The organism is Leuconostoc sp. JNUCC 76 (assembly GCF_053667755.1).
The window spans coordinates 827,229-841,939 of the sequence record NZ_CM132206.1 but is presented as its reverse complement, the minus strand read 5'-3'; the positions used below and the strand labels follow the sequence as shown (position 1 = coordinate 841,939).

Annotated in this window: 11 protein-coding genes; all 11 read right to left on the bottom strand. The window is 35.9% G+C overall.

What is annotated here, in order from left to right:
* Positions 1-33: 33 nt before the first annotated feature.
* Positions 34-876 (bottom strand): aldo/keto reductase, encoded by an 843-nt coding sequence (locus JNUCC76_RS04220; RefSeq protein WP_454156073.1) that lies wholly within the window; start codon positions 874-876, stop codon positions 34-36.
* 95 nt (positions 877-971) lie between these two features.
* Positions 972-1,115 (bottom strand): hypothetical protein, encoded by a 144-nt coding sequence (locus JNUCC76_RS04215; RefSeq protein WP_454156072.1) that lies wholly within the window; start codon positions 1,113-1,115, stop codon positions 972-974.
* A gap of 72 nt (positions 1,116-1,187) precedes the next feature.
* Positions 1,188-1,436, bottom strand: coding sequence for a GlsB/YeaQ/YmgE family stress response membrane protein (locus JNUCC76_RS04210; protein WP_072613496.1), 249 nt, complete (start codon positions 1,434-1,436; stop codon positions 1,188-1,190).
* 114 nt (positions 1,437-1,550) lie between these two features.
* Positions 1,551-2,195 carry a DUF1345 domain-containing protein gene (locus JNUCC76_RS04205; protein WP_454156070.1) on the bottom strand — a complete coding sequence of 215 codons (645 nt, stop codon included), beginning with the start codon at positions 2,193-2,195 and terminating at the stop codon, positions 1,551-1,553.
* Positions 2,196-2,286: 91 nt separating this feature from the next.
* On the bottom strand, positions 2,287-2,814 hold the full coding sequence (locus JNUCC76_RS04200) for an Asp23/Gls24 family envelope stress response protein (protein ID WP_454156068.1): 528 nt from the start codon (positions 2,812-2,814) through the stop codon (positions 2,287-2,289).
* Positions 2,815-2,841: 27 nt separating this feature from the next.
* Positions 2,842-3,042: a DUF2273 domain-containing protein gene (locus JNUCC76_RS04195; RefSeq protein WP_282834787.1), complete on the bottom strand. Its 201-nt coding sequence runs from the start codon at positions 3,040-3,042 to the stop codon at positions 2,842-2,844.
* Positions 3,043-3,059: 17 nt separating this feature from the next.
* Entirely contained in the window at positions 3,060-3,614 is a 555-nt protein-coding gene (gene amaP, locus JNUCC76_RS04190; protein WP_454156066.1) for an alkaline shock response membrane anchor protein AmaP, read from the bottom strand.
* 24 nt (positions 3,615-3,638) lie between these two features.
* Positions 3,639-3,884, bottom strand: a complete 246-nt coding sequence (locus JNUCC76_RS04185; protein ID WP_011679630.1) for a GlsB/YeaQ/YmgE family stress response membrane protein — start codon at positions 3,882-3,884, stop codon at positions 3,639-3,641.
* A 197-nt stretch (positions 3,885-4,081) separates the two neighbouring features.
* A complete protein-coding gene (locus JNUCC76_RS04180; protein WP_002827664.1) occupies positions 4,082-4,216 on the bottom strand; it encodes a hypothetical protein in 135 nt (44 codons plus the stop codon).
* Positions 4,217-4,453: 237 nt separating this feature from the next.
* A complete protein-coding gene (locus JNUCC76_RS04175) occupies positions 4,454-5,323 on the bottom strand; it encodes an SDR family oxidoreductase (protein WP_454156064.1) in 870 nt (289 codons plus the stop codon).
* 282 nt (positions 5,324-5,605) lie between these two features.
* Positions 5,606-14,605, bottom strand: coding sequence for a glycoside hydrolase family 70 protein (locus tag JNUCC76_RS04170; protein WP_454156062.1), 9,000 nt, complete (start codon positions 14,603-14,605; stop codon positions 5,606-5,608).
* Positions 14,606-14,711 lie beyond the last annotated feature (106 nt).

Sequence of the window (14,711 nt, the reverse complement as noted above, 5' to 3'; positions counted from 1 at the left end):
AAAAATTTTAAAAGTGAGAAAACCATAAATCACTTAAACAAATTCTTCGTATTCTTTTGGATCTTGGTCATCCACACGTCCATCTTTACGTTCCAAATCAGATATTTGGCTAACCTCAGTCTCTGTCAGTGTGAAATCAAATATATCTAAGTTACGTCGCTGATGCTGAGGAGTGGTGGCTTTAGCAATTGGTAAAATACCACGTTGTATATGCCATCTCAAAATAATTTGACCCGCATTTTTATCATATTTTTCAGCTAATTTTAAAATTAACGGTTCTGTTAATTCGCTACTGCCTCGACCTAGTGGGCTCCAAGCCTCAGTCACGATACCATACACTTGATTAGTAGCCACCAATGATTCCTGCGGCCAATATGGATGAATTTCATTTTGATTAACAGCCGGTGTGACTCCCGTTGCTGAAATAATCTTATCTAGGTGTTCCTTTTCAAAGTTGGACACACCAATCGAACGAACTAGTCCACGTCTTTGTGCCTCAATTAAAGCTTGCCAAGCCTCCACATAATTGTCTCGTTTAGGAAGTGGCCAATGAATCAAATAAAGATCCAAATAGTCTAAGCCTAAACGAAGTAACGATTCTTCAATAATTTTCAAAGCATCGTCGAAATGATGATATTTACCAGGAAGTTTTGTCGTTACATAAAATTGCGAACGTGGAATACCTGAACGACGAATAGCTTCTCCAACCGCACCTTCGCTGTCATAATTTGTAGACGTATCAAGCAATCGGTAACCGCTCTGTATAGCATTTAAAATCTGGTCAACGCCTTGATAACCTCGAATCTGAAAAGTTCCCAAACCAATTTTTGGTAAGTGATGTCCATCATTTAGTTCATATAATTCATTCAAACTCATTAAAAAGTCTCCTATTCTACTGCAAAAGGGTTTATAAAAAAGCCTAACTTGTTAACTAACAAATTTAAGCTTTAGTAGCAATACTGATATAATCCTTAGTCCGCTTTTTTATAATCAGCGTTTTTTGGATCATGTTCATAAAGATTGGTATTTTCGGCAGTTGACTCAGGATCAATCTTTTCCTTTTGATCCTTAACTTGCTCTTCTTTATTTTGGTTTTTATTTTTGTTTTCTGTCATGATAAGTTTCTCCTATACCTACTTTCTGTGTGAAACAGTCAATTACAGTTTTACGCATTGAGTTTTTATAAATTACTTATTTGTGCGACTAGTAATCCAAGATACAATTAAGACTAATACAACTGCACCAATAATTGAAGGAATAAGTGCCATTCCTGCTAAGCTTGGTCCCCATGATCCTAGAAGACTTTCCCCTAACCAAGAACCAATTAAACCAGCGACGATGTTGCTAATCCATCCCATAGCTGCACCACGGCTTGTAATTGCTCCTGCAATAGCGCCGATAATTGCACCTACGATAAGTGTCCAAATTAATCCCATAATGATATCTCTCCTTCCGGTTCTCTATCAGAACCTAAATACAGGTTACCACTGTCATATTTTTTCCGCAAATATTTAGCTTGCACTCCTATCGCGTTTAATTCTAAAAAAGGCTTAGTGACTACTAATCAAACTGGCTATAAAATTAATCATAGTGGCAATGAGAAGTGTACTAAAAGCAAAAGAAATGAGCGAGTGCCCTAAAGCAACTTTTCGAAAGCGGGTTGTAGAAAAATTGGTATCGGAAACTTGGTAAGTCATACCAATGGTATAAGCTAAATACAAAAAATCCCAAAAATTCGGAAGATCCTTTGCATTAAATGATACCCCACCATTATTTTGGTAATAAATTTCCGTGTAGTGAATAGCGTACAATAATTGAATCAAATTCCAAGAAGAAAAAACACTGAAAATACAAAATACAATTTCCATGCGACTGCCTTTACTAACAGTTAATAGCAAAATCACAATAAAAACACTCACTGCACTTGAAAAGACAACAAACGCATCAATCAGTGGGTATCGAATACCTTCTTTGAGAATTACTTTCTTCGTATGTCGCCCTTGATCCATCGGATAAAAAGAGTAAATTACTAAACAAAAAAGCACCATTATAGCGCAATCCCATCCTGTTAGGAGAACGTATTCCCAAGAAGCAGTCATAGAAGTTAGCAAAGCTACTAAGGTACCACTAGTTAAGGCAAGCAAAAAAACATTCCCGTGTTCATGCAAAAACCTTTGAATTTTTATTCGCTTCATATCTTAAATCACCCTAGCTCTAATATAAAAAGCACAACGTTTAGGCCGTTGTGCTGAAACTTACTACCGCAACTTCAAAACGCTTGTGCGTTTACTTGACACGATTGTCGTCATCGTTCACTACTTGAGAAGTTGTCTTTTTCACGGCATCAACGCCATCTGAAGTTTTTTCTTTGATGGTGCTACCAGCGTCTGTTACGCGATCCTGTAAGCTTGTTTGTGATGCGTCAAATTCTTTTTGTGTTTGAATATCAACTACTTCAACATTCAACTCAACTAGTGTCAAACTTGTTGTGTCTCGCACCTGTTTTGTGATTACCTCTGTTAGTTGCTTGTAAATATCATGTGCGTTGTGGCCGTATTCCATGATAATATCTAAATCTACCGCAACTTGTTCTTTTCCGACCTCAACACCAATGCCGTCAGTGGGATTATCCGTATTAACAATTTTATTTTTAATATTTGCGACAAAACCACCGTCAACACCTAGTAATCCTGTCACGTTTTCAATTGCATAGCCCACTACCTTTTGAATCACTTTGTCATCAAATGTTAATTCACCTTTAGGTTGATGATTCTCTGTTGCTGTATTTTGTGTAGTTGTTTTCTCTGTAGTCATAATTAAGTCCTTTCTATATCTAAATAATTAATTTTTACGTGTAAATATTTTAGAGACAATTGATAAATCGACATTGTATGCGTCGAGCAGGTAGCCAATCCAACCTGCTAGTAAGGTGACAACTATAATTAAAATTGTCTTCCAAAATCCTACAGTTACTAATAGAGTTGACAGAAGGAAACCCGCAAGACCACCAACCCAAATATTAATTGATTTTTTGTCTTTCATTATATCCGCACTCCTTTTTAAATCACACGTGTGACTTTACGCTTTGAGTTTGATTTCTGATTTACTTTAATATCAACTTTAATGGGAATTCGATTTATGCCAGCGAGTAAATCATTCAGGCTTTTCGTTAAATCGTATGAAATACGAGGTAATTCTTTGACTGTCGCCTGTTTATAAACTGAATCAGCAACAATATAAAATTTTCGTTGACGACGCGTATTTTTCAATCTCACTTTAATATTTGATAAATCTTCACCTGAGAGCTTTGTCTGAATAAACTGGTTGATCCCATGATTACTCAACGCAAGCCGTCCTTCTTTGGTTTGCTTCAAAGGAATATCTGGTAATTCTACCGGCCATATCAATATGAGTAAAAACACAAGCACGGTCAGTGACAGCAGTACAAGACCATAGTAATAAATGAAAAGATCGCTCTTAAAGTCTAAATGTATATTAAACTCTGCTGAAAATTTGAACATTTCATCAATTATTTGCGGCCATATTAACAAACAAAGCCCAACCAGATATCCGAGGCTGAAAATACTCAGAATAATTTTTTGACTTTTCTTCATATCATACCTCTCTATTATCTTATGCTACTGTTTTGCTCTCATCCCAAGCACCATTGACACGACTAGTACAAGGATCACAGCACCGATTATCGAAGGAATGATTGCCATTCCCGCCAAACTGGGTCCCCATTGTCCCAACAAAGCCTGGCCAATAGCCGATCCGATTAGACCAGCAATAATATTGCTAATCCACCCCATTGACTCACCACGATTTGTGATAGCACCTGCAATGGCACCAATAATGGCACCTACAATTAATGACCAAATCATAATCTTTCCTCCATTCTCTTCTCTATGAATTATGATATCCAATTCATTAGCCTAAATATAGCACTAACGGAAAGCGTTTACAAAAATAATGCTTTACCCCTTTACAAAACAATAACATTATGAGTTATTTTTAAAAGATTAAAAAAAACAATAACCCCTTATCAATAAGTTGCTATCGTTATTATCTGTTCTATAGTTTAATTATGGATTTCCTCTTCCAAACGGTCCCCAGCTTTATCAATGCCTTTAGCTGCAAATATGGTTCCTCCAACTGCTATACCACCTAGAATTAAAGTAGATGCCAACAATACTTTAAGTACAGTTTTTAACATAGTTCTTTCCTTTCTTACTTTTATGAGCAAATAATCTAATTTCTATTTGCTTTTTTCCAATTTTTAACGACATAATAAAGGCTAAACAATAGTTGCGACAATGCTAAAAGCATTGACAATTTATCCCAAAAGCCAATTTTTTGATGATTTTTACTCATTGTATTTTCCCACTTTCTTTGTCAAATTTCCGACCGCTTCAGTGGTTCATATTTTCAGAAATTTACCAGTGATCAGTCCTTATTTAAGACCACCAGTAACGTTAATCGACTCTCCTGTCACATAGCTAGACTCGTCGGAAGCAAGAAAAACATAAGCACCAGCTAATTCCGCAGGCTGACCTGCTCTACCAATCGGCGTTGATTGACCAAATGTAGGAATATTTTCTGGCAATTGCCCACCCACTACTTGTAACGGTGTCCAAATTGGGCCTGGTGCGACACTATTGACGCGGATTCCTCGATTTGCTAACTGCTTGGCTAGACTCAGCGTCATATTTTTAATCGCAGCCTTTGTTCCAGCGTAGTCGACTAGAAATGAAGATGGCTGTTCTGCTTGAATCGAATTAGTTGTTATAATGCTACTACCTGGTTGCAAATGAGGTAAAGCCGCTTTAACCAACCAAACGATGCTAAAAACATTGGTTGCATAAGTATCTTCTAATTGTGTTGTCGATAAATTAGTAATATCAACCTCTGCTTGTTGTTTTCCTGCAACAAGAGTCAGAATACTCAGATCACCCAAGAAATCAACAGCTTCATTAATTAATATTTGACTAAATTCTTCCGATTTCAAGTCTCCCGGCACCAATTTAATTTTTCGTCCAAGTGCTTCGACAATTCCCTTAACTTCTTGCGCATCGGATTCTTCTTCAGGAAGATAATTTAATACAATGTCTGCCCCCTCATGAGCATATGCAATCGCAACTGACCTACCAATTCCAGAATCTCCACCAGTAATTAAAGCCTTTTCATGCTTCAACCGGCCATGACCAATGTAACTGGTTGCGCCATCATCAGGAGCCGGTGACATTTTGCTTTGTAATCCTGGTTCAGACTGATTTTGTTTTGGAAAATTTTGCTTAACATATTTTCCACTTGTGTTTGCCATATATCTCCTCCCTAATTTTATAAACAAATCATCAAACACTGATTTATATATGATAAAACTGTGTTCTGAAAATAAATCAAAATAATATCTGATTTATTACGATCACTATATCATTATAAGAGAGCGGTTACAAAAATTTTGCTTACAAATTTAATGACTTGAATCTAAATAAAAAAAGCCCATGAAAAACATGGAACTTTTTTGTAACAGTACTTCTATTTTTAAAATTATATTAATAATTTTTATGCTTATTGTAATATAATTTTAAGCTCATTATTCCAGTTACATTGGTAAATTAGAATAATCCTTATCACCAACTTTAAAATAATCTCCTGTATTCCAATCCTTTAATACATATCCCATACCATTGCCCAATACATTGGTGCCGTTCATGTATTTGGCTGACCATTGCTTAATAATCTCATCAGTTGGAATGGTCTCTCTGGTATTTTGTGACAGTGTATAATACGGACTTGATCCATCACTTGAATAATTTTTAGTCCAATAATTATATTGCTTCGCATCAAACAAATCGGGATACTTATCTTTTAATTCGTTTAAATACTTTCCACCATATTCATTTTGATATTGACCTCCACCAACAGAATTTGCAACATAAAGTTCTGTCCCAAAACCTGTTTTAACATCATTACCATAAACACCAGCACGCGATGCAGATACGACCTCTTGTCCAGATAAATTATAAATTTGATTATCTACAACATCAGCCATAACTTGCATACCTGATTGATGCAATGATTTTATAGCTGAACGTAAATCTTGATCTGTCCCATATTTCGTAGGTGTATTAAATCCCAAATCATAACGATCTGTAAAAGCATATCCATTGTCGATTGTTGAATCTAAGAACGTATGATCGCCACTTGATCGATATTGTGGTGCCATTTCAAAACTAGTTACGCCCCAATTTTTGAACAAATCGGCATTTTTTGCGATAACAACATTAGTTAATTCATCATTTGTTGTTGCTTTTGGTTGGAAATTTGAAAATCCTTCATAAATTAGATTTGAATCCAAAGCTGCATTCGAATGTAGCACTTTGCCATCAGTATTTTGGGTTGTTGTTGCCACTGTACGTGCATCTTGCCCATTACTAGCGCCAACAGGGACCCAAACAGAAAGGTAACCCGAAACCTGTGGGTTTGACACGCCTCTAATACTTGTGTCATTTTGATTACTAACATTCTTATTTGTGAATGTTAGTGTACCATTTTCATTTGTCCAAGCAGTTGGTGCATTTTCGTCAGAATCATAAGTAGCAATACCATCGTCTGTTGTTAATAATGCAGCACGATATTCTTGATTTTTATGTGCAGCACCCATTTCTAGTGTAACAGTAGCTGAATCATCAAGCTTTAATGAAGCATCATTGCCAACAATTACACCTACACCTTCTGTTCTTGTCTCATTCGTACCATCATCATTGACTGTCATAGCATCATTGCCAAACCGAACGCTTTTTAACAAACCATTGCTATCTACACTCATAGTTTGTCCACCACTAACGTAATTCTTACGGGTATTCATTAATGAAACAATAGCATTATAATAGATACTTTGATCAGCCATATATTGCCCATTATCTTGATACATATCACCATAATAGACACGTGGTACTGTATCTTTGTTTGTCAACATTAATGCATAAATACTTGGCAAATTATAAATATTATATTTTTTATCAGTCGAACGCTGATCCTCATAATAAAGATCTAATCCAGCTTGTAATTGATCATCAGTGAAGTTTGTCCAGTCTGCACCAGTCGCATCAGTAATTGCTGCACCGACTTTTTCCTGAATCCCTTTATCATGAGCATGAATGATTGAATAATTTGGTGTGGCTTCATTTTCTGTATCATTATCAGTATGATCTGCGATGACTGTGCCACCATCAACATCTTGAAGCATATTAGTTAATGAACTATTCTTACCCGATGCATTTGCCAAAGATGCAGTTGCTGCCTCTCGTAAGTTAGATTCGACTAATGCATCACTATTAATTGTAGAAGTGCCGGCATCTAAACCAGATTCAACTAAGGAAATATGTTTATTAGCATTGGCGTCACTAGAATCAACTGCGTAGGCATCACGCAAATAATCATAGGTTCTTTGGATTGTATCATTATTGATAAAGTCAACAGCATCAAGACGAATACTATCAAAATTAGCATCATCATCATTAGCGGTAATTGTACCGAAATTCATCAAATAATGAAGCCAATTCAGATTTTCAGCTTGAACGGCAGGATTGGAATTATCAACATCATTGGCTAACAAAAAATCAAACGCATTCCCAGATTGACGATAATTCGAATTAGTAGTTGGTGTTAAATCACTATTACCGTACTTCAAGTACCCCCCTTGGAACCATGCATCCCCAACACCTTGATATTCTGAATCCTTATTCCAAATAAATTGTTGCTTAACAAATGATTCTTGATCTCCCCGTGCATTAAATAACAAACTTTGTAGCCAATCTACACTGTTTTCTTTTGTCACACGCTTTTCGATTGCTACTTGAACAGCTTGTACCGCAGTATTTAATTCAGACTGATCAGATTGTAGACTGTATTGATCATTAGTTTGTAATAAACCATTTTGTTTCATGAGGTTTAAATAATTAACTTCAATATTTTTATTTGGCCACCATACGGTAATCAACGGACGCATATCTGTATCTGAAGATTTTATCCACGTGGTTCCATTTTGCAGAATGTCTTTGGGACGATACCATGTATCCGCTGTTAAGAAACCATCAACTGTATTTTTAAAGCTAGTACTATCATTACTATATGCTGCATTATGTTGCGTAAATTCATTGGTAGACATAACTGATGAATTGGTGAATAGGTATTGACCATTTCCATTTTCATCAAAATAATAAGTAACACCATTTACAATGACTTGTTGATTTTTAACTTGATTGCCATTTAACGGATCAAAATACTGCAATTGATTATTTATAACAACTAAGCCGGTTACATCATTTTGTGATGCATCAACATATCTTTTACCATCGCCAGTACTGACATACTTTCCATCTGTATAAGATTGTTGAACAGTACTCACTAAGTTTCCTTTAGAAGATTCAAAATAATAAAAATTGTCATCATAATCAACAGCACCACCCTTTAATTGTTCTCCAGTTGATGAATCGAAATATTGAAGATTACCATTAACATTTTGCAAACCTTTAAGAAGAGCATTATTTTTATCTTTATAGACCCATGCTACTTTGTTATTTTCGAGCTTGATTGATTCGTAATTGCCATCTACGATGTTTGGAATTAATTGACCATCTCCTTGCGCAGACGTAAAGTAATATGTTTCATGACCAATTGTAATAAAAGTTCCTTTAGCTTGTATACCACTTGTCAAATCAAAATATCGTAGTTTTCCATCGCTATTTGTATAAAATCCCTTAGCAATTTGTCCATCTGTTTCAAATTGCCAATCTTGGCCATTATTTGTTATATATTGTCCAGATACTGGAAGTGTTGCAAAACTAATGCTTTGTTTCTCTCCACTTTCTTTATCAAAAGCATAACGTGTACCATTAATTGTTCGTTCTTCACCCTTAACTTGATAACCATTTTGATCAAAATACAGATTTTGACCATTAATATACTGTTCTCCAGTTACGGCAATTCCTTCACCATCAAAATAACTCCATACACCGTCTGTAATTTGTTCGAATTTATTAACAATCATTTCGCCAGAATTCGCATCGTAGAAATGCATATTCCCAGCATTATCAACAGCAGTGGCACCTTTAACTTGTTGACCATCGTTTTTAAAATAGAGATTTTGACCTTTGATAATTTGTGCACCTGTAACTGCATTACCATTGTTATCTAAATACATCCATGATCCATCAGGTAATTCACCAAAATCATTTTTTAATTTTTCACCACTTATACCAGTGTAATAATTAATAGTTCCATCCGAATTAATTACTTTATCATTTTTTATTTGTTGACCACTATCATCAAAATATAATTCTTGTTCGTTAATAATTTGTTTGCCTGTAACAGCAACACCATTATCGTCTAAATACATCCATGATCCGTTTGGTAATTCCTCGAATCTGCATCGTACTTGTTTACCATAAGCATCAAAGAAATAGGTTCTACCGTCGATTGTTTGCTTACCAATAACAGCAATTCCTTTATCATCTAGATACACAACTGAATTATCATCTAGTGTTTTAAATTCATTTTTAATCTGTGTACCATCATCATTGAAATATAATGTTTCGCCATTAATATCTTGCTTACCAGTAACGGCATTACCTTGATTATCCAAATATAGCCATGAGCCTTCTGGCGTTACACCCCATGAACTAATAACCATATTTCCTGTATGACCATCATAATAATGTACATTACCATTAGCATCTTTGACTGAATTACCTTTTATTTCTTTTCCATTATCATCAAAGTAAAGATTTTGACCATTAATAATCTGAGCACCTGTTACAGCAATTCCGTTATCATTCAAATACAACCATGAGCCATCAATTTGTTCTTTGAATGAATCTTTAATTTGTGTCCCATCATCATTGAAATATAATGTTTCGCCATTAATATCTTGCTTACCAGTAACGGCATTACCTTGATTATCCAAATATAGCCATGAGCCTTCTGGCGTTACACCCCATGAACTAATAACCATATTTCCTGTATGACCATCATAATAATGTACATTACCATTAGCATCTTTGACTGAATTACCTTTTATTTCTTTTCCATTATCATCAAAGTAAAGATTTTGACCATTAATAATCTGAGCACCTGTTACAGCAATTCCGTTATCATCCAAATATAGCCATGAGCCTTCTGGCGTTACACCCCATGAACTAATAACCATATTTCCTGTATGACCATCATAATAATGTACATTACCATTAGCATCTTTGACTGAATTACCTTTTATTTCTTTTCCATTATCATCAAAGTAAAGATTTTGACCATTAATAATCTGAGCACCTGTTACAGCAATTCCGTTATCATTCAAATACAACCATGAGCCATCAATTTGTTGTTTGCCCGTAACAGCTTCACCTTTATCATTCAAATATAGCCATGAACCACTTGCCAATTTAGCCCATGAACTAACCACCATGTGACCACCATTTGCATCATAGTAATGTATTTTTCCATTACTATCAGTAACAGCATCCCCCTTAACCTCTTTTCCATTAGCATCAAAATAGTAATTTTGACCATCAATATTTGATGCTCCAATCAAGGCAGTACCCTTATCGTTCAAATAAAGCCATGCGCCATCTGGTGTCCTTCCCCACGAGTGTGTAACCATGTTTCCAGTATTTCCGTCAAAATAACGAATACTTCCATCACTGTCTTTGATTGAAACACCCTTAAGTTGTACACCATTACCATCAAAATATTGTTGAGCTGTTTGACCATCAGTTGAAGTAATAGTTGTTAATCCAATTGCCATGTGACCGTCATTGAAGAAATAACGCCAATTGCCATCGGTTCCCTGATAATATTGATTCGATATTTGTGCCCCATTGGTACCGTAGTAGTATTGCTTTTTCCCGTCAAATATATATGCGTCTTGCAATTCGCCACCATTAGGTAAGAAATAATATTTTTTGCCATTAATCTCTTGGGCGCCGACAACCATGTAGCCCTCAGTGTCAAAGTAATACCAGTTACTATTATCCTCGATAAATGTATTCTTAGCCTGATAGCCACTAGTAGAATAGAAAGCAGTTTTTCCATTATCATTTGTGGTGAATCCGGTGCTTGTTTTTTCACCCAACAATTGTTTAGGTAAAAATGAATTATCACTGGAAACATTAAAATATTGGTTGGTTGCCCAATCTTTCAGAACATACCACGCACCGCGACCTTGAATATTAGATCCGTTAAAGTACTTAGCTGACCATTCAGTTATTTTAACAGTTGGATCCATTGGTTGACCATTAGAAATTTGCTTTGTTTCAAATAAGCTAGGATAATCTTTTTGCAATTGATCTAAGAAAGCACCTCCAAATTTGGCTTGATATTCCCCTCCTCCAATAGTGCGTGAGTCATACAAAGTATTATTAATAACAGAATCATAATCATATGTTCCAGAACCATTTGTTCTCACAGCAGTCACAATTTGCTCACCAGTTAAATTGTAAATTTGATCAGGAACCCAATCATTAATTGCTTGAATTCCTTGCGCATGCAAGGAACGCAATGCATCTAACAACTGATCAACTGTTCCATATTTAGTTGGTGTATCATAACCAATATCATAACGATCAGTAAAAGCATATCCGTTTTGTATCACTGAATCTAAGAAACTATTATCAGTACTTGAACGATATTGTGGTGCCAATTCAAAAGTAGTAATTCCTAAATTCTTAAACAATTGTGCATTTTGTGCAATTTTGACGTTTGCATACTCTTCAGTTTGTGTTGGTGTAGCTTGAAAGTTTGAAAAACCTTCATATATTATTTGAGAATCTAACGCAGCATTTGAATGATATGTGTTTCCATCGGTTGTTGTATCTGTTGAACTAGTAGTTCTTGCATCTTGATTTTCACTTGCACCAACAGGAACCCAAGCCGCAAGGTATCCTGAAACTTGTGCATCACTAACACCGTAAACCATGTCAGATTTAAATATCAATTGTCCTTGATCATTAGTGTAAACAACTGGTGCATCAGCGTCACTATTATAAATTTTCAAGCCATCTTTTGTACTTAACATTAATGCACGATAGGCTTGATTTTCATGTGCGGCACCCATATTAAGTACAATTTGTTCATCATTGTTTAAATTCAGATCAGTTTTATTACCAACAATTAAACCTACTCCTTCAGTACGAGTCTGGCTAGTTCCTGAATCCGTAGCAGACATAGCACCATCACCATAACGAACAGAAGTTAACACACCTTGATTATCGTGAAGATACGTCATGTTCATACTCTGACCACCAGAAACATATTTTACACGTGATTCTAATAGCGAAGTAATAGCATCATAGTATGGTGACTTTGCTGACATATATTGGCCATCATCTGTAAATAAATCACCATAATACACACGTGGCACTGTATCTTTGTTAGTCAACATTAAAGCATAAGACGATGGAATATTATATGCTGTGTATTGTTTATCGGCTTTTAGTTCATCAGCATTATAAATTTCAAATGCTTTAGAAATTTCATCAGTTGAAACAGTTAATCCATCCGAATTAGGATTAATTTGATCTTTAATAATTTGTGCAATAACAGTTTGAACTTCACTATCATGAGCTCGAATAAATGAATAGTTTGGTTGTGCTTCATTTTCGGTTGAATCATCGGCACGGTTAACTAAGCTGATAGATATATCTGGTTCTAAGCCACTTCGAGAAGCACTAGGCATATTTAGTGAATACTTCAATGCCAAGTGCATTGGAAAATCCATTGTTAATTGATTATTTCCCTGCGCTTTTATATAAGCTGGATCATTGTTATCCCAATCTTCTAAAATTGAAATATGGCTATTTGCATTTACATCACTTTGATTTGTACCATATGCTACTTTAAAATAATCACCAGCTATTTGCAATAAGTCAACGTCGACATTATCAACTGCATCAACTCGATACCCATCAAAATTAGCTGTCGGATCGTTTTGTGTAATGCTACCAATGTTCATCATATAATACAACCAGTTCAACTGTTCTGCCTGAACAATTGGATTAGAATTATCAACATCGTTTGCCAACAACATTTCATAGCCACCCTGTTTACTTGCGTCAGTGACTTGACCTGTTTGATTTGTTGGTGTCCGGTTCAATAAGCGATAATCCGAATTCGCGTCTGGCGTTTTATCATTATTGACATATAATAATGCCCCACCTTGTAAATGATCGTTTCCTTTTGATTCACTATCAATGTTCCAGTTTGGTTGTGAATCAATCATTTGATCCATATCTGTTTTAAGCCAATCGGCACTACCTGAAAGGCTAATTTTTGATTCAATGTTTTTTTGAACAGTCATTGCTGCGTTAGTCAGTTGGTTAATGTCATCAGCACTTGATACTGTAACATCATCACTCAAGAGACCAACAGATTTCATGTAATTCAAATAAGAAACTTGTGTGCTCTTATCTGGCCACCAGGACATCAGCAATGGACGAAGATCATTCGCAGTTGACGCTGTCCATGTTGTACCATTTTTTAAAATATCTTTAGGTCGATACCAACTATCAGCAGTTAAATAACCATCTACTTGTGTAAAATTATCGGCGGCTAATGAATAAGCAGCATTATGCTCGTTTCCAATGTCTGCTAAACCATTCACATACTGATTACTATTTGATGTTAACTCTCCGTTATCTTTATCAAAGTACAACACCTGTCCATCAATAAGTGCTGTAAAGTTCTTTTTTGGCTGGCCGTCATCACCAATAAAATAAGTTTTCCCATCAATTTGCTTAAGATTTTTATTGGCTGTTGTTGTATCTGCTGGCTGTGTTGTCGTTGTATCAGTTGACTTGTTGGCCGTTGTTGTATCTGCTGGCTGTGTTGTCGTTGTATCTGTTGACTTGTTGGCCGTTGTTGTATCTGCTGGCTGTGTTGTCGTTGCTGTTGTATCTGTTGACTTATTGGCCGTTGTTGTATCTGCTGGCTGTGTTGTCGTTGCTGTTGTATCTGTTGACTTATTGGCCGTTGTTGTATCTGCTGGCTGTGTTGTCGTTGTCGTTGTATCAGTTGACTTGTTGGCCGTTGTTGTATCTGCTGGCTGTGTTGTCGTTGCTGTTGTATCTGTTGACTTATTGGCCGTTGTTGTATCTGCTGGCTGTGTTGTCGTTGCTGTTGTATCTGTTGACTTATTGGCCGTTGTTGTATCTGCTGGCTGTGTTGTCGTTGTCGTTGTATCAGTTGACTTGTTGGCCGTTGTTGTATCTGCTGGCTGTGTTGTCGTTGCTGTTGTATCTGTTGACTTATTGGCCGTTGTTGTATCTGCTGGCTGTGTTGTCGTTGTCGTTGTATCAGTTGACTTGTTGGCCGTTGTTGTATCTGCTGGCTGTGTTGTCGTTGCTGTTGTATCTGTTGACTTATTGGCCGTTGTTGTATCTGCTGGCTGTGTTGTCGTTGCTGTTACTAATGTGTTGTTTGTACTATCCGCACTGACATTAGAAATTGCAACACCAAAAATTGTTGTAGAAAAAATACCTGCTGTAACCAACATTTTTCCAGATTTATACAATTTTTTACGATTGCAAACCACTCGCTTATTTCTCATAAAACTATTCCCTCACTTCAAATTCTTACTGTAAGATGCTCAATAATATAAAGATGACAAACCTTCACCATTACATTCTATTAGTCTTATGATTATCTTCTTGATT